This window comes from Gordonia sp. LMA484, assembly GCF_058129505.1.
Genome location: NZ_CM176700.1, coordinates 1,395,674 through 1,419,510, shown reverse-complemented (window position 1 = coordinate 1,419,510; position 23,837 = coordinate 1,395,674). Strand labels below are relative to the sequence as shown.

22 protein-coding genes and 4 tRNA genes are annotated in these 23,837 nt (G+C 66.5%); 11 read left to right on the top strand and 15 right to left on the bottom strand.

Features of this window, described 5'->3' with window-relative positions; all coding sequences use genetic code 11:
- Positions 1–6 precede the first annotated feature (6 nt).
- From pgsA to AC4AMJ_RS06010, 4 genes are all read right to left on the bottom strand, one after another.
- The gene (gene pgsA / locus AC4AMJ_RS06025) at positions 7–801 is read right to left on the bottom strand and encodes a phosphatidylinositol phosphate synthase (RefSeq protein WP_489894942.1); all 795 of its coding nucleotides are present in this window, start codon (positions 799–801) and stop codon (positions 7–9) included.
- Positions 802–835: 34 nt separating this feature from the next.
- Complete coding sequence (locus AC4AMJ_RS06020; RefSeq protein WP_489894940.1) at positions 836–1,399, bottom strand: ATP adenylyltransferase; 564 nt, start codon at positions 1,397–1,399, stop codon at positions 836–838.
- Complete coding sequence (gene thrS / locus AC4AMJ_RS06015) at positions 1,392–3,473, bottom strand: threonine--tRNA ligase (RefSeq protein WP_489894938.1); 2,082 nt, start codon at positions 3,471–3,473, stop codon at positions 1,392–1,394. The genes AC4AMJ_RS06020 and thrS overlap by 8 nt, the downstream gene beginning before the upstream one ends.
- Before the next feature lie 126 nt (positions 3,474–3,599).
- Positions 3,600–4,013: a TIGR02611 family protein gene (locus tag AC4AMJ_RS06010; RefSeq protein WP_489894936.1), complete on the bottom strand. Its 414-nt coding sequence runs from the start codon at positions 4,011–4,013 to the stop codon at positions 3,600–3,602.
- Positions 4,014–4,439: 426 nt separating this feature from the next.
- Between AC4AMJ_RS06010 and AC4AMJ_RS06005 the strand changes: the two genes are divergently transcribed.
- Both AC4AMJ_RS06005 and AC4AMJ_RS06000 read left to right on the top strand, forming a co-directional pair.
- Complete coding sequence (locus AC4AMJ_RS06005) at positions 4,440–6,536, top strand: FUSC family protein (protein ID WP_489917526.1); 2,097 nt, start codon at positions 4,440–4,442, stop codon at positions 6,534–6,536.
- Between the two features lie 198 nt (positions 6,537–6,734).
- Positions 6,735–7,493, top strand: a complete 759-nt coding sequence (locus tag AC4AMJ_RS06000; RefSeq protein ID WP_489917525.1) for a hypothetical protein — start codon at positions 6,735–6,737, stop codon at positions 7,491–7,493.
- A gap of 133 nt (positions 7,494–7,626) precedes the next feature.
- Here the strand turns inward: AC4AMJ_RS06000 and AC4AMJ_RS05995 are convergent, their stop codons facing one another.
- The 3 genes from AC4AMJ_RS05995 to AC4AMJ_RS05985 form a co-directional block, all read right to left on the bottom strand.
- A complete protein-coding gene (locus tag AC4AMJ_RS05995) occupies positions 7,627–9,036 on the bottom strand; it encodes a glycosyltransferase 87 family protein (protein ID WP_489917524.1) in 1,410 nt (469 codons plus the stop codon).
- A 60-nt stretch (positions 9,037–9,096) separates the two neighbouring features.
- Positions 9,097–9,672 carry a dihydrofolate reductase family protein gene (locus AC4AMJ_RS05990; RefSeq protein WP_489917523.1) on the bottom strand — a complete coding sequence of 192 codons (576 nt, stop codon included), beginning with the start codon at positions 9,670–9,672 and terminating at the stop codon, positions 9,097–9,099.
- A gap of 95 nt (positions 9,673–9,767) precedes the next feature.
- Positions 9,768–10,325: a helix-turn-helix domain-containing protein gene (locus AC4AMJ_RS05985; protein WP_489917522.1), complete on the bottom strand. Its 558-nt coding sequence runs from the start codon at positions 10,323–10,325 to the stop codon at positions 9,768–9,770.
- 169 nt (positions 10,326–10,494) lie between these two features.
- Here AC4AMJ_RS05985 and AC4AMJ_RS05980 point away from each other — a divergent pair, with 169 nt between their 5' ends.
- The 3 genes from AC4AMJ_RS05980 to AC4AMJ_RS05970 are packed head-to-tail and all read left to right on the top strand — an operon-like array spanning position 10,495 to position 13,734.
- Complete coding sequence (locus AC4AMJ_RS05980; protein ID WP_489917521.1) at positions 10,495–11,904, top strand: uracil-xanthine permease family protein; 1,410 nt, start codon at positions 10,495–10,497, stop codon at positions 11,902–11,904.
- Positions 11,891–12,952, top strand: a complete 1,062-nt coding sequence (locus AC4AMJ_RS05975; protein ID WP_489917520.1) for an isopenicillin N synthase family dioxygenase — start codon at positions 11,891–11,893, stop codon at positions 12,950–12,952. Before AC4AMJ_RS05980 ends, AC4AMJ_RS05975 begins: the two co-directional genes overlap by 14 nt.
- Positions 12,949–13,734: an alpha/beta fold hydrolase gene (locus AC4AMJ_RS05970; protein WP_489917519.1), complete on the top strand. Its 786-nt coding sequence runs from the start codon at positions 12,949–12,951 to the stop codon at positions 13,732–13,734. The genes AC4AMJ_RS05975 and AC4AMJ_RS05970 overlap by 4 nt, the downstream gene beginning before the upstream one ends.
- Before the next feature lie 100 nt (positions 13,735–13,834).
- Here the strand turns inward: AC4AMJ_RS05970 and AC4AMJ_RS05965 are convergent, their stop codons facing one another.
- The 3 genes from AC4AMJ_RS05965 to AC4AMJ_RS05955 form a co-directional block, all read right to left on the bottom strand.
- The gene (locus AC4AMJ_RS05965; RefSeq protein WP_489917518.1) at positions 13,835–15,259 is read right to left on the bottom strand and encodes a carboxylesterase/lipase family protein; all 1,425 of its coding nucleotides are present in this window, start codon (positions 15,257–15,259) and stop codon (positions 13,835–13,837) included.
- 146 nt (positions 15,260–15,405) lie between these two features.
- Positions 15,406–15,876: a heme-binding beta-barrel domain-containing protein gene (locus AC4AMJ_RS05960; RefSeq protein ID WP_489917517.1), complete on the bottom strand. Its 471-nt coding sequence runs from the start codon at positions 15,874–15,876 to the stop codon at positions 15,406–15,408.
- A 108-nt stretch (positions 15,877–15,984) separates the two neighbouring features.
- Positions 15,985–16,056, bottom strand: a tRNA-Val gene (locus tag AC4AMJ_RS05955).
- A 209-nt stretch (positions 16,057–16,265) separates the two neighbouring features.
- Here AC4AMJ_RS05955 and AC4AMJ_RS05950 point away from each other — a divergent pair.
- The 5 genes from AC4AMJ_RS05950 to AC4AMJ_RS05930 all read left to right on the top strand — a co-directional run bounded on the left by AC4AMJ_RS05950 (position 16,266) and on the right by AC4AMJ_RS05930 (position 19,306).
- Positions 16,266–16,338: transfer RNA gene (locus AC4AMJ_RS05950), tRNA-Gly, on the top strand.
- 24 nt (positions 16,339–16,362) lie between these two features.
- Positions 16,363–16,436: transfer RNA gene (locus AC4AMJ_RS05945), tRNA-Cys, on the top strand.
- A 22-nt stretch (positions 16,437–16,458) separates the two neighbouring features.
- A tRNA-Val gene (locus AC4AMJ_RS05940) sits at positions 16,459–16,533 on the top strand.
- Between the two features lie 288 nt (positions 16,534–16,821).
- The gene (locus AC4AMJ_RS05935; protein ID WP_489918380.1) at positions 16,822–17,727 is read left to right on the top strand and encodes a cyclase family protein; all 906 of its coding nucleotides are present in this window, start codon (positions 16,822–16,824) and stop codon (positions 17,725–17,727) included.
- 46 nt (positions 17,728–17,773) lie between these two features.
- A complete protein-coding gene (locus AC4AMJ_RS05930; protein ID WP_489917516.1) occupies positions 17,774–19,306 on the top strand; it encodes a long-chain-fatty-acid--CoA ligase in 1,533 nt (510 codons plus the stop codon).
- Between the two features lie 332 nt (positions 19,307–19,638).
- Here AC4AMJ_RS05930 and AC4AMJ_RS05925 read toward each other — a convergent pair whose 3' ends face one another.
- The 5 genes from AC4AMJ_RS05925 to AC4AMJ_RS05905 all read right to left on the bottom strand — a co-directional run bounded on the left by AC4AMJ_RS05925 (position 19,639) and on the right by AC4AMJ_RS05905 (position 23,165).
- On the bottom strand, positions 19,639–20,532 hold the full coding sequence (locus AC4AMJ_RS05925) for an isocitrate lyase/PEP mutase family protein (protein ID WP_489917515.1): 894 nt from the start codon (positions 20,530–20,532) through the stop codon (positions 19,639–19,641).
- A gap of 11 nt (positions 20,533–20,543) precedes the next feature.
- The gene (locus tag AC4AMJ_RS05920) at positions 20,544–20,711 is read right to left on the bottom strand and encodes a hypothetical protein (RefSeq protein WP_489894910.1); all 168 of its coding nucleotides are present in this window, start codon (positions 20,709–20,711) and stop codon (positions 20,544–20,546) included.
- Between the two features lie 136 nt (positions 20,712–20,847).
- A complete protein-coding gene (locus AC4AMJ_RS05915; protein WP_489917514.1) occupies positions 20,848–22,035 on the bottom strand; it encodes an acyl-CoA dehydrogenase family protein in 1,188 nt (395 codons plus the stop codon).
- Positions 22,032–22,463, bottom strand: coding sequence for a nuclear transport factor 2 family protein (locus tag AC4AMJ_RS05910; protein ID WP_489917513.1), 432 nt, complete (start codon positions 22,461–22,463; stop codon positions 22,032–22,034). The genes AC4AMJ_RS05915 and AC4AMJ_RS05910 overlap by 4 nt, the downstream gene beginning before the upstream one ends.
- 66 nt (positions 22,464–22,529) lie before the next feature.
- Positions 22,530–23,165 (bottom strand): TetR/AcrR family transcriptional regulator, encoded by a 636-nt coding sequence (locus tag AC4AMJ_RS05905; protein WP_489894904.1) that lies wholly within the window; start codon positions 23,163–23,165, stop codon positions 22,530–22,532.
- Between the two features lie 104 nt (positions 23,166–23,269).
- On the opposite strand from AC4AMJ_RS05905, the gene AC4AMJ_RS05900 reads away from it, so the two are divergent.
- Positions 23,270–23,836, top strand: a complete 567-nt coding sequence (locus AC4AMJ_RS05900; protein ID WP_489894902.1) for a VOC family protein — start codon at positions 23,270–23,272, stop codon at positions 23,834–23,836.
- Position 23,837 lies beyond the last annotated feature (1 nt).

The following is a 23,837-nucleotide window of genomic DNA, read 5'->3' as shown; positions in this document are numbered from 1 at the left end:
TGGATGTCAGTGTGCCCCGGCCTGCGGCTGCGTGCCCGACGGCGGAGGCTCGTCGGCCGGTGGCCCGGCCCCGTCGGTCGACGGGTGGTCGGTGATCGGCTCGTCGGTCATCGGCTCGTGGATCGACGGGCCGTCGGTGGTCGATTCGTCGGCCGCGGAATCGTCATCGGGCGCCGGCCTGTTGAGCGGGATGAGGTCTCGCGCACCGGGCGAGGTGTAGATGGACCACATGCGCTGGCCGACGGTGACGATCGACAGCACCGCCAGCACCCACATCGCGATGTGGATCGCCCACGACAGGCCCAGCCCGGTGAAGCCCGCACCGACCAGCACGATGATCAGACGGTCCGGACGTTCGATCCAGCCGCCGTCGCCGTTGAGCCCACTCGCCTCGGCGCGCGCCTTCGCATAGGAGATCACCTGCGAGGTGACCAGGCAGATCAGTGTGGCGACCAGCAACAGATGGTGCGGCTCGGTGATCGCGCACCACCAGGCCAGCCCGGCGAAGATCGCGCCATCGGCGATCCGGTCGCAGGTGGCGTCGAGCACGGCACCGAACCGGGTGCCCCCGCCGCGGGCCCGCGCCATCGCGCCGTCGAGCATGTCGAACATCACGAACAGCCAGATGACGAGCGTCCCGGCGAACAGATAACCCATCGGGAACAGCGTCAGCGCGGCCGCGATCGTCGCCGTCGTCCCGATGAGCGTCATGAGATCCGGAGTGAGTCCGGTACGCAGCAACGCGCGTCCCATCGGCAACGTCACCTTCGACACCGAGGCCCGGCCCCGGATGCTCAACATCTGACCGCTCCTTTCGTCCCCCGACCGGCCATCGTCACAGCTGTTCGTGCCACGCCGCGGCGAGCAGCGAACGAGTGTCGCGCAGCAACTGTGGCATGATCTTCGTCTCGCCGACAACCGTGATGAAGTTCGCGTCCCCGATCCAGCGCGGCACGATGTGCTGGTGCAGATGTTCGGCGAGTGAGCCGCCTGCCGCATATCCCAGATTCAGCCCGACGTTGAACGCGTTGGGGTTCGACACCGATTTGATGGTGCGGATGATGCGCTGCGTGAATGCCATCAGCTCCGACGACTCCTCGGCGGTCAGATCCTCGAGATCGGCGACCTGCCGGTACGGGACGATCATGGTGTGGCCCGGGTTGTACGGGTACAGGTTGAGCACCGCGTAGACGGAATCGCCCCGCGCGACGATCAATCCGTCCTCGTCCGACATCCGCGGGATGTCGAGGAACGGGTGTCCGGTCGTCTGTTCCGACGGCGGCGGGTCGGCGGTGATGTAGGTCATCCGGTGCGGGCTCCAGAGCCGCTGCAACCGGTCCGCGTCACCCGTGCCACAGTCACGGATCTCCCGGCCGTCGACCTCGTCGCGCTCAGCCATCGGCGGAGTCCGATCCGGCGTCGACGTCGCCGCCGGAGATCACGTCCTTCGACGGTGAGTCGTTGCGCCGCTGGTCGACCCAGTCGCAGATGACGTCGACGGCGGTCGCCACGGCAACACCGTTGACCTGGGACCCGTCGCGGAACCGGAAGCTGACCGCGCCCGCGCTCACGTCACGCTCGCCGGCGAGCAGCATGAACGGCACCTTGTCCTTGGTGTGATTGCGGATCTTCTTCTGCATGCGGTCGTCGGAGTAGTCGACCTCGGCGCGGATACCGCGGGCCTTGAGCTGATCGACCACATCCTGCAAATGGTCGGCAAACGCCTCCGCCACCGGGATACCCACCACCTGAACCGGCGCCAGCCAGGCCGGGAAGGCCCCGGCGTAGTGCTCGGTCAGCACGCCGAAGAAGCGCTCGATGGAGCCGAAGAGTGCGCGGTGGATCATCACCGGGCGATGCTTGGCGCCGTCGGAGCCGGTGTACTCGAGTTCGAATCGCTCGGGTTGGTTGAAGTCGAGCTGGATCGTCGACATCTGCCAGTTGCGGCCCAGGGCGTCCTTGACCTGCACCGAGATCTTGGGGCCGTAGAAGGCGGCCCCGCCCGGATCGGGCACGAGGTCGAGTCCCGATTCCCGGGCGACCTCGGCCAGTGTCTCGGTGGCGATCTCCCAGGATTCGTCGTCACCGACGAACTTCTTCGGGTCCTTGGTGGAGAGCTCGAGGTAATAGTCGTCGAGCCCGTAGTCCTTGAGCAGGTCCAGCACGAAGGTCAGCAACGACCGCAACTCGTCGCGCATCTGGTCGCGGGTGCAATAGATGTGGGCGTCGTCCTGGGTCATGCCGCGAACTCGTGTCAGCCCATGGATCACGCCCGACTTCTCGTACCGGTACACCGAGCCGAATTCGAAGAGCCGCAACGGCAGTTCGCGATACGACCGACCCCGGGACCGGAAGATCAGGTTGTGCATCGGGCAGTTCATCGGCTTGAGGTAGTAGTCCTGCGCCGGTTTCCGCACGGTGCCGTCGTCGTTGTACTCCGCGTCGAGCTGCATGGGCGGGAACATGCCGTCGGCGTACCAGTCGAGATGGCCGGAGACCTCGTACAGGTGGCCCTTGGTGATGTGCGGGGTGTTGACGAACTCGTAGCCGGCGTCGATGTGCCGACGTCGCGAGTAGTCCTCCATCTCCGTGCGGATGATTCCGCCCTTGGGGTGGAAGACGGGAAGACCGGAACCGAGTTCGTCCGGGAAGCTGAACAGGTCGAGTTCGGCCCCGAGTTTGCGGTGGTCACGACGCTCGGCCTCGGCCAGCAGCTCCAGGTACGCATCCTGGGCCTCTGCCGATTCCCATGCGGTGCCGTAGATCCGCTGTAGATCCGCGTTGTCCTGGTCGCCGCGCCAGTACGCCGCCGAGCTGCGTGTCAGCTTGAACGCGGAGATGTACTTGGTCGTCGGCACGTGCGGTCCGCGACAGAGGTCGCACCAGATGAGTTCGCCGGTGCGGGGGTTCAGATTGTCGTAGGCGGTCAGCTCGGCACCGCCGACCTCCATGATCTCGCTGTCGGCGGCGGCACCCTTGTCGTCGATCAGTTCGAGCTTGTACGGCTCGGACGACAGCTCCATGCGTGCCGCGTCCTTCGATGGATAGACGCGCCGTGAGAACCGCTGCCCCGACTTGATGATCTGCTTCATCTTCTTCTCGAGGGCGGCGATGTCCTCGGGCGTGAACGGCTCGGCGACGTCGAAGTCGTAGTAGAAGCCATCCTTGATCGGCGGACCGATCCCGAGCTTCGCGTCCGGGAACAGCTCCTGCACCGCTTGGGCCAGCACGTGGGCGCACGAGTGACGGATGACGCTGCGCCCGGCCTCGGTGTTCGCGGCGACCGGCTCGACGTCGGTGTCGAGTTCGGGCGTCCACGACAGGTCACGCAGCTGACCGCCCGCATCGCGTACCACGACGACGGCGTCCGGACCCTTGTTGGGCAGCTCATGCTCGCGCAGCGCCGTACCCGCGGTGGTCCCGGCCGGCACACGGATGGTGGTGGCGCGGGACGCGATCAGGTCGTCGGGCACTTCGGGGCACTCCTCATGGTCGGCCGTGCACGAACGGCGCGCGGCGGGAACAGATGTCTGCAGCTTGATGGTATCCGCGGCGATCCGCCTCGCCGCACCCCCACCGCAATCGCCATGCGAACGGGCCTACAGAATCGGGCTGCTCAGCCAGGTGGCGTCGATGCCGAACCAGCCCCCCACCGTGCCCAACGCACCGAGGAGCCAGAGAGAGCCCAGGACGATCGCACAGGTGCCGAGACCCAGAACACCTTGCACGCTCCAGTGCTGCTGTTTCAGCCAGTCAGCCCAGGCGTCGTACTTCGACCGCGCGAACGTCAGCAGACGATGGGCCCAGGTGAACTCGGAGGCCAGAATGCCCAGGCCGAGGAAGACGATCAGCCAGCCGGGCCCCGGGTACGGGATCGCGACGATCCCACCGGCGAGCACAAGCGTGCCGATGACACCGATCCCGATCCGGTAGGTGAGGTTGAGCGCCGGATTGCGGCGGATCACATAGCGCCGCTGACGGGTCCACACCCGCAGCCTGGTCGTGGACGACATGTCCTCCCGCTCTGCTCCCGACGCGTACGCGCGCTTCCCCCGTGGTCGACCGGAATCTGATTGTCGACCGACCTCGTCTTCGACGTACAGGGTACGTGCAACGCCGCAACCGGCGTCACCACGACGACGGCGGCCGATGTCGCGGCGGTGTCGGGCCGGTGTCCCGAGTCCGATGCACCGCTGCCGGGCACGATCGTGAGTAGCCGGGCTCCCGACCGGCCCGGTGCCGTTTTCGCGTTAAGCTACCCGCGTCGACGGAGTCACGCGCCGACATCGTCGGTTGACCAATGGGTGGGCGATGACAATGGGTGGGCGATGACAATGGGTGGGCGATGACAATGGGTGGGCGATGACAATGGGTGGGTGATGACACCGAACAGATCCGATCCGCGCGGTCTCTGTTGTGCGCCGACCAGGCGGTGACCGGTGGCTCGTCCGATGGTTGCCGCCGTACGCGGCCACATGCGGTCACACGACCCCGAGCACGACGCAGTGCGCAGGGCCGGACGCGCAGCCGTCGTCATACCGTCTGCATTTGCTCTCGGCTACTACGCCATCGGCGGCTCACAGGCCCCGTTGTTCGCCGCGTTCGGGTCCTTCGCACTGCTGGTGTTCGTCGACTTCCCGGGCGACCGACGCGCCCGGGCGGTCAGCTACCTCGGACTCGCCGTGGTTGGCACCGCGCTGATCACCGTCGGGACGCTGGTGTCCACGATCCCCTGGCTCGCCGTGGCGGCGATGTTCATGATCGGTTCGGTGGTCATGTTCATCGGCGTCATCAGCGCCGCGCTCGCCGCAGCCCAACGCTCCGTCCTGCTGACCTTCGTACTCCCGGTGGCCTCCTCGGCGCCGGCGAGCGCCATCGGGGATCGTTTGTTGGGCTGGGCGATCGCACTGGCCTGCGGCATCCCGGCGGCGCTGTACCTGTTCGCTCCCCACCACCATGACCGGTTGCGCACTCGGGCAGCGCGCACCTGCCGACTACTCGCCGACATCTCGGAGGGCCACGGCGACCCCGCCGAGGCGAGAGCCGCGATGAGCGACTTACAGACCAGCTTCCTCGCGACGGCCTGCCGGCCGGTCGGTCTCTCGGCAGGCAGCCGGGCGCTGGTCCGGGTGGTGGGTCAGCTGCAATGGCTGACCGACTGCCTGACCCTCCGGCACGGTCCGACGTCGGCGGGGTCCTCGCCGAGGACTGCTGCGCGGGTTCTGCGCAGTGCGGCGTCGACCATCGAGCCCGGCGGACGGGGGCACCACCGACAGTCGCTCGCCGACCTCGAGCGCCTGGTCGCGGAACTGGACACCGAGCGCGACAGGGCGTTCGGCGACTTCGCGGCCGCCCGGGATCACCGCGCGGCCACCGCCGCCCTGGCCTCACATGCCGTCGACTCGGCGGTGGCCACCACCGGCCGGATCGTCGCGTGGTCGGCGGCCGCCGACGCCCGTCCGGTCGTCGACCGCGTGCTCGGCCGCGGTCTGTCCGGCGAAGGAGCGGACGGCCGAGCCATCCCCGGGCCATTGATCTCGCCCAACTACACGCTCGGGTACCTGCGATCTCGATCGATCACGCTGCAGAACAGTCTCCGCGGGGGCCTCGGACTGGCCTCGGCGGTTGCGGTCACCGAGTTCTTCTCCGTGCAGCACGGCTTCTGGATCGTGCTCGGTACGTTGTCCGTCCTGCGTGGCTCCGCACTCACCACGGGGTCCTCGGTGCTGCGTGCCATCGTCGGGACCGTTCTCGGCTTCGCGATCGGCGCTGCGATCCTGGAGCTCCTCGGGACCGGTCGGGTCGCGCTCTGGATTGTGTTGCCGGCGGCCATCTTCCTCGCGGCATTCGTGCCGGAGGTCGTGTCGTTCACGGCAGGCCAGGCCGCGTTCACGGTGACGGTGGTGGTGCTGTTCAACGTCATCGACCCGGTCGGCTTCCGGGTGGGGCTGATCCGCATCGAAGACGTGGTTCTCGGCTCGACGGTGGCGGTCGTCGTGGCCCTGCTGATGTGGCCCCGGAGCGTCGCGGCCACCATGCGCATCGGCGAGGCCGGGGCCGCCGTCGCGGGAGCGCGATTCCTTGTCGCGGCAGTCCAGCACGTCACCCTACGTCAGACCCTCGACCCGGCCGTGCAATCCGAGGCCTACGCGAGCGCCCGGACCCTCGACGACGATGTCCGCCAGTATCTGGCCGAATGCGGAGGCACCCCGGACGGAATCAGACCAGTGCTGCAGGCGTCGACCCGCACTGTTCGGACGGTCCTTGCCGCGGAGGCGATCGGGCGGATCAACCCCACCGAATCCGCCGGCGCGACCGCCGCGGTCCGTGATGTACTCGAGCAGCATGCTGCGGCACTCGCCGCATGGCTCACCGGCGGCTCCGACCTCCGCCGGTCGGCAACGGTGGGTGCCGACCTCCTCGACGCGCTGGGGTCCGACACTGCGGCGGCCGCGCTGCTCTGGACCGCTGCGCACCTCAACGAACTGGAACTGCTCGCCGACCACCAGAACCGGTCGGCGGCGTCGGTGGGCTGACGAGACGCGCACCGCGGGCGATGGTCTGCGGTCCCGTCGACAGGCTCATCGCTGATCGTGCGCCAGGAGCCCACCAGTGGTATCAGCATCGACACGGGTTCCCGACCATTGGCACGGCGAACGTCGGCGACCTGGCCGGGAGGCCGAGTAACATCCGGACCATCGCCAGAGCCGTCATCGACGATCGCGAGGGCAACCATGAGCGACGATGCGCCCGAGACACCCGCATCCGCCGAGGACGACCTGCTGGCGATTGCCGGGAATCTCTCCCACTTCCATCGCGAACACGAGAAGTACTATTCCGAGGCCCCGCTGACCGATGCCCTGGCACTGCAACGTATCGCCCGCGCCCTCACCGCGCTCGCAGAGCGATGGTCCTGCACCGAACCGACCGACTCACCGTCACCGAGCCCGTTCGCAGGTGCGCCCGATCTGAACGACGAACGCGCGATCGAGACTGCCGGAATCCTCTTCATGGAGGACGGCGGTGAGCCGGCGGAGATCGCCGCGATCGAGAGCGAACTCGAGGCCCACGCCGATCGGAGCGAACAGAGCGGCTCCTGGCTGGCCACAGCGATGGAGACCTCGTGGGCCATGTCGGAGGCGTTGCTCTCCTACCCGGGGCTCGCCGACCTCCTCGCCGAACGCCACCGCATCATCGGCAACAACTGGCGTAATGCCTCCACCGCGAGACTCATCGCGCTCTACCTCCGCCGCGCGGCGGCGATCATGCGGCAGATCGACTTCTCTCCCGGCGCAGTGCGAGAGGACCTCACCGGCGGCCGGGTCGCGCCGCGATACCTGTTCTCCGCGGCGGAGATGATCGCCCACGCCGCGGACCTCTCGACCCAGAGTGCGGTGCTCACCCACGAGGACGAGCGGCGCTGGCGCACATTCCACGATCGGATCGAAGAGATCACCGACCCCGGTACGGGACACGAACAGCGCCACATGTGACGGCTGTCGCGCAGGAGACCACGACACCCGACGTCTCACGCATGGAGGTTGGTCCGTGCCCGGACCTCGCCGACAAAACCGCCGCCCCGCCGATCGCACAGCGCGACACCGCACAGGTGGTCGGACCTCACGCTCACGCCGCGGCGGTGATGTCGTCCGCCGGGTGTGCTGTCACGACAGCCTTCTCGATGCGCCGCTCGCGAAGGTCCGCGACCACGACGACGGCGATGGTCACCAGCAGGACCAGCGGGTAGCATCCGGCGTACAGGACGACGGCGAGCCGGTCGAACCATTGCGGATCGGGCCACCGCGGCATCATGAACAGCCCCAGGGCAACTGCATGATCCGAGCCGAAACGGGGCCCGCTCTGGTACCAGTGGTGCCACCACGTGAACGACACGGTCACGATCCCGGCCGGCCCGAGCCAGAGCCACCAGCTCCCCCGCGGGTTGTCGCGCAGTCCTCGGTACGCCGCGTCGAACGCGACGACGAACAGGGGCACGAACCACACCCAGTGATGACCCCACGAGAACGGCGACACGGTTGCCGCCGTCATCCCGACGATGCTCACCGCCAACAACTCTCGCCCACGGCGATGGGCGACACGTGCCCCCCACAATCCGAGCACGCCCGCGACAACCGCGATGGGCACCCACAACCACCACGGTGCCTCGTAGACCCGGTACCCGGGTGCGGGGTGAGCGAACCGTCGAATGTCGAAATAGGCCAACAACTGTGAGATGAAGCCGTTCACTGACTGATTGGCCGGCGAGTCCACCCGACCCACCCGTGCCGTACCACCGATCGCGTCGGTCCAGTAGTGCCACGCATCGGCGGGGATGACCAGGAAGCCGACCAGCACTGTCGCGCCGAACGTCACGAGCCCGACGACCACGCTGCGCCACTCGCGGATGGTGGCGAGGTAGATCAGGAAGAAGGCGGGCGTCAGTTTGAGGCCGGCGGCGAGGCCCACCCCGACTCCTTTGAGACGTGAACCCGGCCGCTTGAGGTCCACGAGGATGAGGTCCGCGAGGATCAGCGCCATCAGCAGAATGTTGATCTGTCCGAGCCAGATCGTGGTCCGCACCGGCTCGAGCGCGGTCGCACACACGGCCAGCAACACTGCGAACAGCCAGAGCCGACCGTCTGCGCGGTATCCGAGGCTGCGAAAGCTCAGGACGATGATCGCGATGAGCGCCGCGAACGTGATCGACCACCAGACGACCGCAGCAGTCGTCGCGGACAGCAGGGCAAACGGAACGAGAACGATCGCCGCCAACGGCGGGTAGGTGAAGTCGAGGGCCCACAGCACCGGCGCTCCGTACAGCCCGTTACCGTCCAGAACCGTCTGCGCGCCGGCCCGATAGACCTTCAGGTCGGTGTAGTTGTTGAACAATCCGTAGAACGGGTTCCCGAGTGGCACGGCTGTGACGTGCCAGACGACCACCCCCGCCGCGGCGAGCGCCGTGAGCGCAATGACCCAGCCCGCGATCGGTGGCGCAGCGCGCCGACTCCTCTCGGCGTCGGCGGTGTATGCGCACACGAGCCGAACATACTCGCGCACAGCGGGAATCCGATGGAGGATCGCCGTGATGTCGGCGCGTCACGAACCCTGATCGATGCGATAGACGACCATCTGCACACCATTGGCGAGGGCCTGCTGGTGATGCAAGGTCAGTGCCAGCGGTTCCGTCGTATCCGGGAACACGCGAAATCCTGAACCGAGGATGACCGGGAAGACCATCAGTCGCAGTTCGTCGACCAGGTGGTTGCGCAGCAGGTCGTGGACGAGGGTGCGACTCCCGGCGACGAGCACCACGCCCTCGGTCGAGTCACGCAGTCGTCGAACCGATTCCATGACAGGACCTTCCAGGGCAACCGAATTGGCCCAGTCCAGTCCGGTTGCGCTGGAGGTGACCACGACCTTGGGCATCGTGTTCATCTTGTCGGCGAAGCCGTCGTCGTCGGTGTAGCGGGGCCACGCGCCTGCAAAGGATTCATAGGTTCGGCGCCCGAGCAGGTGCACCTGAGCCTCCAGGATCTCCGCGAGCTTGATCCGCCGGAGTTCGGGGGTGTGGAAGTCGATGGTCCAGCCCGTGTGCGGATAGCCCGCTTCGCCGCCCGGTGCCTCCATCACACCGTCCACCGAGACGAACTCGCTCACCACGATCGAGCCCATGTCCCACTCCTCCGGCCGGCCGGACCGGACGCCGGCGCTGCACGATACAGACCGACCGCGATCTGAGAACTCATCGCCGCCGGCACCGTACGAATTCAGAACGGTGGTGAACCCGTGATCAGGAACCGGGCCGTGATCGCACCGCGGTTGTGCCAGCGATGCGACACCGTGGACGAGTAATACAGGACATCGCCGGTGTCGAGTTGGTAGGTCGTGGTGCCGACCTCCACCTCGAGGGTGCCCTCGAGGACGTAGATGAACTCCTCCCCGACATGTTCGGTCGCCGCCGACGACGAGGCGCCGGGCTCCGCGGTCACCTCGTTGGGGCCCATGACGCCGCCACTGCGCGTACACCGCCGCATCGTCGAACCGGGAGACAGATCGAGGACCGGCCCGTCGTTCGCGCGGACCAACGATGCCTCGTCGTCGGTGCGGCTCAACAGATCATGGGCGGTGGTGCCGAGCGCCCGCGCGATCGCGTGCAGATTCATCACGCTCGGCACGGTGCGACCGTTCTCGGCCTGGGAGAGGAACGACTGGGACAAACCAGTGCGGTCGGCCAGCTCCTGCAGGGTCAAACGTGACGTCTTGCGCGCCGCACGGATTGCCGAGCCGAGTGCGCTCGCAAGCGCAGCAGCGTCATCGTCGGTCACCGCGGACACCTTGTCTGGCACCCCAACACCGTAATGGAGCAACCGTGAAAACGACGGATGGACAGTGTTAACAAGAACGACACAATATCGACACAGTCAAAGAAATATTCAGTCTGTTCAATATCGATGAACGCTGTTCCCGCACCCTTTCACGTCATTGGAGCATCTCATGTCCGAACGTACGTCTGAACATCAGGTCGATGTTCGACCGCCCATGGCGCGCCTGCTCGCCTTCGCGGTGCAGCACGTGCTCATCATGTACACCGGCTGTATCACGGTCCCGTTGGTGTTCGGTGCGGCCGCGGGACTCGATCGCGGCGACATCGCGTTTCTGATCAGCGCCGACCTTCTCGTCGCCGGAATCGTCACCGCGATCCAGGGATTCGGCGTCGGTCGCATCGCAGGGGCGCGGCTGCCGATCGTGTGCGGCGCGACATTCACCGGCCTCACCCCGATGATTCTCATCGCCCAGAAGTACGGTTTGCCGGCCGTGTACGGTTCGATGCTGCTCGGCGGCGTCGTCGGGCTGGCGCTGGCGATTCCCTTTGCGCGCGTCGTCCGCTTCTTCCCGTCGCTGGTGACCGGCAGCGTGCTGACGGTCATCGGCATCTCGTTGATCGGTGTCGCCGGCGGACTCATCGTCGGGTCCGACGACACTAGCCCGGATTACGCCTCGCCACGCAACCTGATCGTGGCACTGATCGTCGTCGCGATCGCCGTAGCGCTGCTGTGTCTGGCGCGCGGGATCTGGTCGCAGCTCGCGGTGCTCATCGCCCTCCTCGCGGGAACCGCGATCGCCGCCGCGTTGGGCATGTTCGACCTCAGCGGCCTGGCGAACGCCGGCTGGGTCGGATTCCCCACCCCGTTCCATTTCGGTGCCCCGCAGTTCCCGATCGCCGCAGTGGTGTCGATGAGCATCGTCATGGCGGTCGTGTTCGCCGAGTCGACCGCGAGCATGCTCGCGATCTCGGAGATCACCGGTAAGCCGCTGTCCAGCGGCGATCTCGCGCGGGGTCTCGTCGGCGACGGCATCTCGGGAGTGCTGGGTGGCATCTTCTCCGGATTCATGGACACGATCTTCGGCCAGAACGTCGGTGCCGTGGCCACCAGCCGGGTGTACAGCCGCTTCGTCACCGCAGGCAGCGGAATCATCCTGATGTTGCTGGCCCTCACCCCGAAGATGGGCGCTGTGGTCGCAGCGCTGCCCGGCCCCGTGGTCGGCGGGGTCGGCCTCGTGCTCTTTGCCACCGTGGCCCTGATCGGTGTCCGCACACTCGCACAGGTGGACATGAGCAACCCGGTCAACCTGACCGTTGCAGCCACTTCCATCGGCATCGGGCTGCTCCCGGAATTCGTGCCGGGCATGTTCGTGCACCTACCCGACTCGCTGCAGATCATTCTCGGTAGCGGCATCACCCTCACCGCGATCGTCGCGTTCGGCCTCAATCTCGCGTTCTTCCACACACCCCTGCGCAACCGGGTCACACCGGGACCGGCCGCCGACGCCACGACCGACATCGTCGTCGCCGCACCGGTGGGATCAGCCGACTCCGAGGAGAACACCCATGCCCGAGCCTGACACCACGACACCGTTTCTCGTTCCGACCGTCGACATCTCCCCGTATGTCCGGGGCGGCTCGGAGATCGACCGCCGCACGGTCGCCGATGCGATGGATCGTGCCTGCGCCACCGTCGGTTTCATCCAGATCGTGGGTCACGGCATCCCCGACGCGGTGATCGACGGCCTCACCGGCGCGATGGATGATTTCTTCGGTCTAGAGCTGGACGCCAAGAAGTCCTATCGCGTCGACGGCGCCAATCGCGGCTACAGTGCACCGCGCAGCGAATCGCTGAGTCTCAGCGCGGGTGTCGAAGCGGCGACGCGCATGAACGACTTCTTCGAGGCCTTCAATGTCGGCGTGGAAGCCCGATCGTTCACCGGGCTCGACCTCGACGAAGCCGACTACGGCATCAACATGTGGCCCGCGATCGACGGATACCAAGCCCGGATCGAGGCGTATTTCGCTGCCGCCCAACGCGTCGCACACACGCTGACGACGATCTTCGCCGACGCCCTGGGTCTCGACCAAGGATTCTTCGATGCCCTCACCGATCACTCGATCGATGTGCTTCGGATGAACAACTACGCGTTGCCACCCGGCACCGACGTGGCGCTCGATGGTGATCTCACCGGCATGGGCGAACACACCGACTTCGGCATCGTCACCGTGTTGTGGGCCGACCAGGTCCGGGGCCTGCAGGTGCTCGGCCTCGACGGAGGCTGGCACGACGTGTCACCCGCCGACGGCGCGCTGCTGGTCAATCTCGGCGATCTGACCGCGCGGCTGACCAACGACCGCTGGATGTCGACGCTGCATCGCGTCAAGCCACCGATCGTCGACGGCACCATCGAGCGCAGGCGGTCGGCGGCGTTCTTCCACGACGGCAACGCCGACGCGGTCATCGCAACACTGGCCAGTCACCTCGACAATGATGACGGGATGGCCTATGAACCGATCACCGTCACCGATCACATCGCCGCCAAACTTGCCGGTTCCCGGGGCGGCAAGCTCAATGTCGCGGCGGTGCGGGAAGCAGCCCGGGTGTTGGGAGCGACCGACCGATGAACTCGCGCAAGGCAACCGCTGTGCTGATCCATGGCGCGTGGGCCGGCTCGTGGGTGTGGGACCTGGTGACGCCACTGCTCGACGAGGCCGGGATCGTCGTGCACTCCCCCGATCTCCCCGGTTCTGGCAGGTGGGACGCGCGGACGTCCATCGACCTGAATGACGTGGTCGATCACGTCATCGACGACATCTCGCACATCGACGGCGACATCGTCGTGATCGGACACAGCGGCGGCGGCGTCGTGGCGACCGGCGTGGCCGAACGGTTGTGCAGCGATGGCGATGATCGCATCCGTGGTCTGGGCTTTGTCGCCGGCATGATGCTGCCGTCGGGCATGAACTTCGGGCAGGTGTGCCGGGTCGCCGAGTTGCCCGAGCCGGTAGGCGTGTCGGCCTTCACCGAACCGACGTCCGATGGGCGTGGGACCGTCGTGCCGCCGGAGGTCGCCGCGGCCGTCTTCTTTCATGAGGCTCCGCCCGCATTGTCGGTGCCCGCGGCGCGGCGCCTGGTCCCCCAGTTGGAGACCGCACGGTTGATCGCCCCGGAGTGGACCGCGGTCGGCGCGGGTGCGCTGCCCTGGCTGTACGTGGAGGCCACCGAAGACCGCTCGGTTCCGATCGCCGCGCAACGCACGATGCAGCGACTGACGCCCGGCGCACGGGTGGTGAGCCTGACCACCGATCACGCTCCGCAACTCTCCCGACCCGACGAACTCGCCTCTGCTCTCTGCGAATTCGTCATCGGATGCTGCCGGACCGGCACCGAGGCGCTGACCAGCTGACGTCTGGCCGCCGTCCACTGAGAACCGCCCTCGCGCGGCAGACCGTCGGCGATACGCCGGCGGCGTCCCGCCCGAGGGCGGTTTCCGGGCCACTCAAGGATCAGACGAAACGCCGCACGTCACCCGCGTCGTGATATGCCGACCATCCCGGGTCGCCGGTCGTCGCGAAACTCACCCAGGCGCGATGCATCTCGTCGGCGATGCGCTGATCGGGTTCGGGCCCGACCAATGCATGAGCGGTGGCGAGGTGGTCGAAGACGAACGGGATCTCCACCGCATGACCGGCTCGGATGTCGGCCTGCGGACTGCGGTATCCGAACTCGTACAGGTGCGTCGCGCCGGCAGGTCGTGACTCGGCGATCGCGGTCGTCGGAGACGAGAATGCCCGAGCGGTGAGGGCTTCGCTGACCACGTCACCCGCGCTCGCCCCGGCATCGAGCCGCTCACGGAGATGGTCGAGGCCGCCGGCACTGCGGCCGAGAACGGCCGCCGCGGCCTCCTCGGTGACGGCCTGCGCACCACCCGTCGCGACCATGAAGAAGCGGAACTCGTCGGCATTCCATCCCGCGATCAGCGGGATGTCTCCCCCGGACCCGGCCGCGATGGCATCGGATGGGATCGCGGTGAGGACTTCGCCGTCGACGACCGGGAACTGCGACATGATCCCCAAACCGAGTGCGACGACCGTCGCTCCCCAGACCTCCGGGTCCGGGTCGAGCATCAACTCCAGTGCCATCTTCGATTGAGCGCCCATGATGTCGTCGACGCCGATGCGACCGAAGGCATCGACGGTCGCATCGACCCCGAGGATCTGGGCCATCCGAGCTGTCACCTTGCGTGCGTCGGCGGGATCGGCGGCAGCGGACCCGTTGCCGCTCTGCATGATCGCACGCCGGAACAGGCCTGCGGCGAGTGGAGACGCAAGCAGTGACGCGACGCTCATCGCACCCGCGGACTCTCCGAACACGGTCACGTTGTCGGGGTCGCCACCAAAGGCTGCGATGTTGTCGCGCACCCAGTGCAACGCGGCGATCTGATCGCGCAACCCGCGGTTGTCAGGGGCACCCTCGATCGATGCGAAACCTGCGGTGCCGAGTCGATAGTTGATCCCCACGCAAACGACGCCGTCGCGCGCGAACGTATCCCCGGCATACATCTCGATGCGATTCGAGCCACGCGTGAACGCGCCCCCGTGAATCCACACCATCACCGGCAATGCACCCGCACTCGGGTCCGGGGTCCACACGTTGACGTTGAGGTAGTCATCGCCGAGCACGATCGCGTTGTCGAGCAACGCCGCGATCGGGGCGGGATAGTCGATCTGCGGGGCGGTCGGCCCGTACCCGGTGGCCCGCCGGACGCCGTCCCACCCGACCGCAGGTGCCGGAGCGGCAAAAGCCGACTCACCTACGGGCGGTGCCGCATACGGGATTCCGAGATAGGAGAGGACCCCATCGACCACCAGACCGGATACCCGCCCACCAGTGGTGAGTACAGCGGGGGCTTCCACGTCAGCACGCGTCATACCGACCGACGGTACGCGACGCCGATAGAAGCCCGTGGGCAATTCTCAGTCCGAACAGACGGCGCCGATCCCGAGGCCGATACCCGGTACCGCGCAGTCGTTCGGACGAACTGATCCTCGGGAGAGAAAGATCCACTCGCCTGCATTCAGACGCGACCCAGCTCCGAAGTGAGGTGATGGGTCATCGGCACACCGACCGCCGCCATCGCGAAGTCGGTGCGCAGGCTGTCTCCGTCCAGGCGGTAGCGACGTTCGGTGGCCTCCACCGACTTGGCCGTCGCCGTTGCCGTCACGACCCCGGACATCCTCAGTTCGACGACGCCGTCGACGATTTCCAGGACGCCCTCGCACAGTTCGGTGTGCCCGGTCGGCTGCGCGAGGGTGAGTTCGACGACGCCGTCGGCCGGCAGTCGGAGGAATCCGGATTCGGTGTGCAGCGGGGCGCCCGCCGCCGAACGCGTGCGCTGCCGATAGACCAGGAAAGGTTTGCCGATGTCCTCGACGGTGATCGTCTCCGTGTAGTCGAACGCCTCGATCGTCGGATACTCACCACGTCCAGGACCGGTCCAGGTACCGATGAGGGAGGCGATCGGGCTCAAATTCGGCGCAAGTTTCACTCTGCGAGCGTATGCCGGATCGCTTCTGATCTTCATCGATCGGGGGCGCGCCGAATCGAGTGAGGCCCTCCCGCGCAGACGGCGGAGAGGGCCTCTCGTAGTTCTCTGTGGTCCCGGCTGGGATCGAACCAGCGACCTTCCCGGTGTGAACGGGACGCTCTTCCACTGAGCCACGGGACCGCGCGCGGCGCGATCGCGCCGGTGCACGAGGAGGAAGATTACACGTTGCACACCTACATTCCCAAATCGGCCCGCGGGCCCGCGTCGGCCTGCAGAACTTCCGACGAGCAGCCCCCTGACCAGGCGATTTGGCGAAGCCGGAGTACGTCCGATAATGTTCCTCATCGCGTCGAGAGCAACAAAAGATCCACAAGATCGCTCCCGACCACGCGGATGTAGCGCAGCTGGTAGCGCATCACCTTGCCAAGGTGAGGGTCGCGGGTTCGAATCCCGTCATCCGCTCGGCGAGCGAGTCCCCTCGCAATTGGCGGTGTGGCCGAGTGGTGAGGCAACGGCCTGCAAAGCCGTGCACACGGGTTCGATTCCCGTCGCCGCCTCCAAGATCACCAACTTCATAGTCTCGCGCGATTAGCTCAGTGGGAGAGCGCTTCCCTGACACGGAAGAGGTCACTGGTTCAATCCCAGTATCGCGCACCACCACAAACGGGCCCCCGAACATCCGGGAGCCCGTTTTTGTATTCGCACCCTCCCTGGTGACATCCCTCCCCGCGCCATCGCACGGCATGTCGCTGGAAACCGCCTCACCAGCGGAGGCTTCGGCATTTCGCCGACCACGCACCTACCGAGGGCGGATTCCAGTTGCACTCCCGCAGGCCTGCCTGTTGACACCCTCGAGTGCCGCAGGTCACAATATCGACCGTCAACATGACATGACTGTCACGTCATAGACTTTTTGGAGGTAGCGTGACCACATTTGCCGCCGACATGCGTGAGCTTGGACGCCGAGTACGGAACTGGGGACGGTGGGGCGAGGACGACGAGCGCGGAACCACCAACCTGATCACCCCGGATCGGGTGGCCGCGGCCGCAGGTCTCATCCGCAGCGGCGAGATCTTCGAATTGGGCATCCCGCTCGACTCCGACGGCCCGCAGCCCGGTGGCGCCCGGATCAACCCGATCCGGCTCATGGCGGAGAACGGCCAGGAGCAGGTGTTGCCCGGCGGCTTCAAGTGGGCCGACGACTATGTCTTCATGCCATTGCAGGCCGGCTCGCAATACGATTCGCTCTCGCACGTCCACTACGACGGTCAGCTCTACAACGGCCATCCGGGCGACGGCGTGACCGTGAAGGGCGCCGACAAGTGTGGCATCCACACCCAGGCCAAGGGCATCGCCGGTCGAGGTGTACTCCTCGACATCGCCCGCCACCGCGGGGTCGACTGGCTCGAAGCGGGCACTGCGATCAGTCCGGACGAACTCGATGAGGTCGCCGCGGCTCAGGGGGTCGAGATCGGCCCCGGCGACATCCTGCTGTTCCGGACCGGTTGGCGCGCCAAGTTCCTGGCCGAGCGCGATCCCGCCGGTTTCATGGCCGGCGAGCCGGGCCTGTCGCTGGCCTGTGCACAGTGGTTGCGCGACCGCGACGTCGCGGTGGTGGGTTCGGACAACTGGGCCGTCGAGGTGATGCCCGGCGAGAATCCCGGCGCACTCTTCGAACTGCACATGGTGCTGATCCGCGACATGGGCATGACGCTGGCCGAGATGCTCGATTTCGAAGAGTTGTCGGCGGCCTGCGCTGCCGACGGGCGCTTCGACTTCTTCTTCGCCGGTCCGCCGCTGAAGTTCACTCGCGGCGTCGGCTCCCCCATCAACCCGTTGGCGATCCGGTGATCGCGGCGATGCCCACCGACAATCCCGGCACATCGAGGAGGCTCTGATGCTGGTCAGCGACATCGTCGAATACGGTGCGCGCAAACACCCGGACCGACTCGCCGTTCGCTTCGAGGACGAGACGATCACCTATCGCGAACTCCGCGACCGCAGTCGGCGACTCGCCAATGCGCTGCACGGTGTCGCGTCTGCCGGCGACCGGCTGGCCATCCTCTCCACCAACTGCACCGAGTACTTCGACTGCTATTACGGGGTGCCGATGGCGGGAATGGCGTTGACCATCCTCAATTTCCGGCTCCATCCGGATCAGATCTGCGACCTCGTGAACCATTCGCAGGCATCGGTACTCGTCGTCGCCGCCGAGTTCGTCGGCACCGTGTCCGAGTTCCGCGACCGAATCCCGAGCGTGCACACCGTGATCGTGATCGGCGGCACCGACCCGTCCACGTCCTACGCCGGCTTCGTCCAATCCGCACCGTCGACCGCGCCCACACCACGTCCATCCGCCGACGACATGGCCTGGCTCGTCTACACGAGCGGCACCACCGGAAACCCGAAGGGGGTGATGCTCAGCCATCGCAATCTGGTCAGTGGCGTCACATCGTCGGCACTGGAGTGGACGGTGCCCGATGCGACAGTGTTCCTGTTCTGCTTCCCGCTGTGCCATGTGGGTGGCTATGTCACGTTGCTGAACCATCTCATGGGATCCACCGTCGGCATTCTGCGCACGTATGACAATGCCACGTTCCTGCGACTCGTGGACGAATGGCAGGTCACCCAAACCGGTCTCGCACCGACCATGATCAACTTCTTGTTGCAGGACCCCGCGCTCGACGACCACGATCTCAGCACCCTGGAGGCGATCGGTTACGGTTCGTCCGCCATCCCGGCGGCCGTCCTGCGCGAAGGCCTCGAGCGTTTGAACGTCGATTTCTACCAGGGCATGGGCATGACCGAACTGGCCGGAAACGTCCTGCATTTCGACGAAGCGGCGCACCGTCGTGCGGCCGCCGGCGAGACCGGGCTGCTCGCGGCCGCCGGAAGGCCGATGCGGCTGGCCGATCTGCGCATCGTCGACGACGAGGGCAACGACGTCGCGGCCGGTGGCGTGGGTGAGATGCTGGTCCGTTGTGACCAGGTCATGTCGGGGTACTGGCGTGACCCCGATGCGACAGCATCGTCGTTCACCGACGGCTGGTTCCACACCGGAGACCTGGTCCGACAGGACGAGGAAGGGTTCGTCTACATCGTCGACCGCAAGAGGGACCTGATCATCAGCGGCGGTGAGAACGTCGCGTCACTGACCGTCGAGCAGGCGCTCTATCAGCATCCTGCTGTCGCCGAGGCCGCCGCAATCGGCGTACCGGACGACACGTGGGGTGAGATCGTCTGCGCCGTCGTCGTGCTCCGTCCCGGTGCCATCGCCGACGCGGACGACATCATCGCGTCGTGCCGCGAGCGACTGGCCCGGTATCAGGTGCCTCGACGGGTCGAGTTCGTCGAAGGCCTCCCCAAGAACGTCACCGGCAAGATCCTGAAGAAGGATCTGCGCAGCCAGTTCACGGGAAGCCTCGTCTAGTCGCCGCAATCGGGACCGACGTCCGAAGCAGCGCTGTCGTCGTACGGGTCTCCCCGGGGAATGTCGGGGATCTGACCGGCGATCGGTCCAGGTCGTCGGCGTCGCGCGCGCGACCACATGGGCGCGAAGCTCGGTGACACCCCTGAGGCCGTGCACCTCCACCACGCCACGCCCTCGGGTGTGTCACCGGTCGCCGACCGCGGCGCACATCAGTCGATGACGACGCCCCCTATCGGGCTCGAGCGACCACCCCAAGTTGAATGATTCCGGTCTCTGAGGAACGCGGCGCCGGCCGAGTGTCACGAAGCGCGACCCAACGGATCGGATTGCCGTCACCGAGCGGCGAAACGCTCACCGAGCCGGTCGATCTCGGGAAGACCAAGGAAGTCGGTGACATCGTCGAAGGTCGGCAGATCCGCGAGGGCACTCGTGGGCGACCCCTCCCTGCCGAGGATCTCGTAGTAACCGCGAATGGCACGAACAGCCGAGAACAACGCACCGACCGGATAGAGAACGAGTGCGAAGCCGAGGTCCGCGATCCGGTCGAGGTCGAGACTCGGTGTGCGCCCGCCTTCTACGCAGTTGAACACCAACTGATGCCCTTTCAGCGCGGATGCGACGGCGCCGATCTCGTCCCGGTCACGGGGTGCCTCGACGAACAGCAGATCGGCGCCCGCGTCGGCGTAGCGCCGGGCCCGATCGATCGCCTCGTCGACCCCGTAGACCGCCACGGCATCGGTGCGGGCGATGATCAGCAGGTCCGGATCGGTGCGCGCCGCCACCGCGGCCTCGACCTTGGCCACCATCTCCACCGCCGGGATCACCGCCTTGCCTGCCATGTGTCCACAGCGTTTCGGCGCGACCTGGTCCTCCAACTGAATCGCTGCGACACCGGCGCGCTCGTACTCCTGAACTGTCCGGATCACGTTGATCGGGTTGCCATAACCGGTGTCTGCGTCCGCGATCAGTGGCACCCCGATCGCCGAGACCATCCGGCGAGCATTGTCGACCATCTCCGTCGCGGTGATCAGTCCAACGTCGGGGCGCCCGAGAAGACCTGCGGCAGTACCGAAACCGGTCATGTAGACGGCATCGAAACCTGCCTCCTCGGCCAGCCGGGCCGACAATGCGTCATAGGCACCCGGCGCCATCACCGGCTTGCCGGAGCCGAGGAGCGACCGTAGGCAGGGTCGCACCGTGGTCTTGTCACCAATCAGATCGGACATCAGTGAGCTTTCTACGCGGAGGGGTCGTCATGGACGAAATGGCGCGGATCGGCCACCTGCAGCCGTGCCACGATCGCCGCCGACATCGCTTGGCGGATGGTGTCGGCGGGATCGACGGCAGCGTCGCGAATGCCTTCGGCCAGGGCGATCTCGCTGTCCACGCCGATCGGTTCCAGCATGTCCCGAACGGTCCCGTCGACGCTGCCGCCGACGACCGGCGCGCGCCATCGACCTCGACATCCGCTCCGGTGGCCTCGGCGAGCACCGCGCCGATCGCGGCCGACAATGCGTCGACCTGCGTGGCCACCGGGAACGTCAACGCCACGGCGCGGCCTCCGGGTCGCGGAGCAGACGGCGCGCGGTCGACATCCGGTGGACTTCGTCCGGGCCGTCGTAGATACGTGCGTAGCGCGCCCGCCTGTACATCTGCTCGAGCGGTGTATCGGCGGTAAGACCGAGCGCCCCATGCACCTGGATCGCGCGGTCGACGACGTTGTGCAGCATGCGTGCGCCCCAGAATTTGATCAGACCGATCTGGACGCGGGCGTCGTCGCCGGAATCCATCACGCGCGCCGCGTCGAGGGTCATCAGGCGCGCCGCCTGGATCTCCGCGGCCGACTCCGCGATGTAGCGGTGCACCTCGCCCTTCTCGGCGAGCAACGAACCATGGACAAACCGTGAATTGGCGCGCTCACACATCAACTCGTAGGCGCGCTGAGCCTGGCCGAGCCACCGCATGCAGTGGAAGATGCGGCCCGGGCCGAGCCGGTCCTGAGCGATGACGAAGCCCTTGCCGCGCTCCCCCAGCAGATTCGCCTTCGGGACGCGGACATCGGTCAGTCGCACCTCGAAGTGATCGCTGGGGTCATGGCCCATGGTTGGTATCGAGCGGACGATCTCGAATCCGGGCGTGTCGGTCGGCACGATGATCGAGCTGATCCGGGAATGCCGTGGGACCGACTCGTCCTCGGTGCGCGCGAACACGGTGCAGTAGGCGGCCTTGTCCACCCCGGTGGTGAACCACTTGTGCCCGTTGATCACCCAGTCATCGTCGACGAGTTCCGCGCGCGTGTCGATCAGCGTCGGATCCGAACCGGCGACCTCCGGCTCGGTGAGGCCGACCGACGGCAGCACATCGCCTGCGACCATGCCCGGTATCCATCGCCGACGCTGCTCGTCGGTGCCGTGCTTGTGCAGCATGATGGTGTCTTGCATGGTCACCGAGCCGACCGCGAGTTGCCCGTACTCCGAACGCCCGATGATCTCGTTGAGATACACGAAATCGAGGAAAGGCACCCCGCCCCCGCCGACCTCGGCCGGGTGTCCGAGCGCCCACAACCCCAATTGCTTCGCCCGAGACCTCAAGTGGTCCAGGACCCCGGCCGCGTCGGGCCCGTGCAGCGCGGTCTCCTGTGGGATCACCTCATCGTCGATGAACGACCGCATCCGTGCGCAGAGGTGCGCCAGATCGGTGTCGGGTGGGGATGTCGCCAGGTCGGTCATCGGATCCTCCTCTGGTCGGCCGGGGCTCGGTCCTCGGCGTTCGCCCGACGTCGAGCGGCGAGGGCGTGCAGGGGCCTGATGTGCGCGGAGTCGACGTACTCGTCCAGGCGTGCGATCCGCTCACCGACGACGGTGACGAACAACGCCGCGGGTACCGCGATGTCCGACCCGTCGGGCAGGATCCCGGTCAGCAGGTGTTGCTGGACGAATCCGTCGTCGTGGACGACGCGGCGGATGTCCTGGTAATGCAGGTCGCTGATCGTGCGGGCGAGCCACCCGAGCACCCGCAGGTTCTCGTCGACGGTTTGCTCGGCCTGATCGTCGTTGTGCCAGATCACGGCGTCGGAACTGTAGAGTTCGCGCAGTGCAGCGGTGTCGCCTGCCTCTATCGCGGTGAAGAAGCGCTCGGCGAGCTGTCCGATCGTCATCGATCTCCCGTTCGTGTTCGGCCGCCTCACCGCGGCCACGCTGAGAGTCGCCGGGAACACCGGCGATCAGTGATCGTCGAGTCCCAGTGCGCCGACACACATCTGATCGAGCGTGTCGAGCAGGTGCTCTTCGTCGGCGTCCTCACCCTGGACAAGCCACAGGTACAGGGTGTGGTCGACCATCGCGGCCATGGCGCGCGCCGCCATCGTCGGGTCCAGGCCTGCCCGGGCCCGTCCGTCCTTCTGCCAGCGGGCGATGGCGGCGGCGGTCCGATCGATGAGTTGCGCGCGGTGCTCGTGGCGCAACTCCCGGAACTCGTCGTTGAACGTGGCCACTTGTTCGACGATCGCCATCATGCGGGCGTTGCGCCGATACGCCTCGTAGTACGCACGGTTGGACGCGATGAGTCGTTGCGCGGGCGTCATGTCAGATGCGGCGGGCTCACGTAGATGAACATCGGCGAACAAGCGTGAGCTGAGTTCCCGGAAGACGTCTTCCTTCGATTCGAAGTAGCGGTAGAACGTTCCGTACGAGACGTTGGCCTCTTGCGCCACGAGTTCGACCCGGGCGTCGAGGAACCCGACCCGCTCGAAGACCCGTTGCGCCGCGTCGAGTAGCCCGTCACGCGTTGCCCGCCCCCGTGGCGACAGCGATTCGACCGGAGCGGGCACCGCCGAGGTATTGACAGATGACTTGGCCACGATCAACACTATTCATGAAGTTGACATGACAGTCAAGTCATCTACGGGCCGACTCGTACACGGTGGCACGTCCACCGATCGATTCTCCCACGGAAGGAAGCTCGATGACCTCGAAAAACACCACGTTCGAACTCCGTGGCATCAACCATCTCGCACTGGTGTGCGCAGACATGCGCCGCACCATCGACTTCTACTCCGGTGTCCTCGGGATGCCTCTGATCAAGACCCTCGACCTCCCCGGCGGCCTGGGCCAGCACTTCTTCTTCGACTGCGGCGGTGGAAACTCGGTGGCATTCTTCTGGCTGGCCGACTCCCCTGATGCCGCACCCGGCATCGCGGCACCCAAGGGCCGCCCCGACGAAGGCGAACTCGCGAGCGCCGTCGGATCGATGAACCATGTCGCGTTCGCGGTTCCGCCAGAGGAGTTCGACAACTACCGGACGCGCTTGGCGGAGGCAGGCGTGGCAGTGAGCCCTGTCCTCAACCACGACGACAGCCCGGCCGGCGTCTCTCGCCACGTCCATCCCGGCACCTTCGTGCGGTCCTTCTACTTCCAGGATCCCGACGGCATTCTTCTTGAATTCGCTTGTTGGACCAGGGAATTCACTGAAGATGACGTAGTCCACGAACCGAAGACCGCTGCCGATCGCCGCGTTCCGACCGGCCACTGAT

Coding starts and splice junctions, on each gene's coding strand:
- pgsA (WP_489894942.1), bottom strand. CDS start 801: ATGTTGAGCATCCGGGGCCGGGCCTCGGTGTCGAAGGTGACGTTGCCG.
- AC4AMJ_RS06020 (WP_489894940.1), bottom strand. CDS start 1,399: ATGGCTGAGCGCGACGAGGTCGACGGCCGGGAGATCCGTGACTGTGGC.
- AC4AMJ_RS06010 (WP_489894936.1), bottom strand. CDS start 4,013: ATGTCGTCCACGACCAGGCTGCGGGTGTGGACCCGTCAGCGGCGCTAT.
- AC4AMJ_RS06000 (WP_489917525.1), top strand. CDS start 6,735: ATGAGCGACGATGCGCCCGAGACACCCGCATCCGCCGAGGACGACCTG.
- AC4AMJ_RS05990 (WP_489917523.1), bottom strand. CDS start 9,672: ATGGGCTCGATCGTGGTGAGCGAGTTCGTCTCGGTGGACGGTGTGATG.
- AC4AMJ_RS05980 (WP_489917521.1), top strand. CDS start 10,495: ATGTCCGAACGTACGTCTGAACATCAGGTCGATGTTCGACCGCCCATG.
- AC4AMJ_RS05975 (WP_489917520.1), top strand. CDS start 11,891: ATGCCCGAGCCTGACACCACGACACCGTTTCTCGTTCCGACCGTCGAC.
- AC4AMJ_RS05970 (WP_489917519.1), top strand. CDS start 12,949: ATGAACTCGCGCAAGGCAACCGCTGTGCTGATCCATGGCGCGTGGGCC.
- AC4AMJ_RS05965 (WP_489917518.1), bottom strand. CDS start 15,259: ATGACGCGTGCTGACGTGGAAGCCCCCGCTGTACTCACCACTGGTGGG.
- AC4AMJ_RS05935 (WP_489918380.1), top strand. CDS start 16,822: ATGCGTGAGCTTGGACGCCGAGTACGGAACTGGGGACGGTGGGGCGAG.
- AC4AMJ_RS05930 (WP_489917516.1), top strand. CDS start 17,774: ATGCTGGTCAGCGACATCGTCGAATACGGTGCGCGCAAACACCCGGAC.
- AC4AMJ_RS05925 (WP_489917515.1), bottom strand. CDS start 20,532: ATGTCCGATCTGATTGGTGACAAGACCACGGTGCGACCCTGCCTACGG.
- AC4AMJ_RS05920 (WP_489894910.1), bottom strand. CDS start 20,711: ATGCTGGAACCGATCGGCGTGGACAGCGAGATCGCCCTGGCCGAAGGC.
- AC4AMJ_RS05915 (WP_489917514.1), bottom strand. CDS start 22,035: ATGACCGACCTGGCGACATCCCCACCCGACACCGATCTGGCGCACCTC.
- AC4AMJ_RS05910 (WP_489917513.1), bottom strand. CDS start 22,463: ATGACGATCGGACAGCTCGCCGAGCGCTTCTTCACCGCGATAGAGGCA.
- AC4AMJ_RS05900 (WP_489894902.1), top strand. CDS start 23,270: ATGACCTCGAAAAACACCACGTTCGAACTCCGTGGCATCAACCATCTC.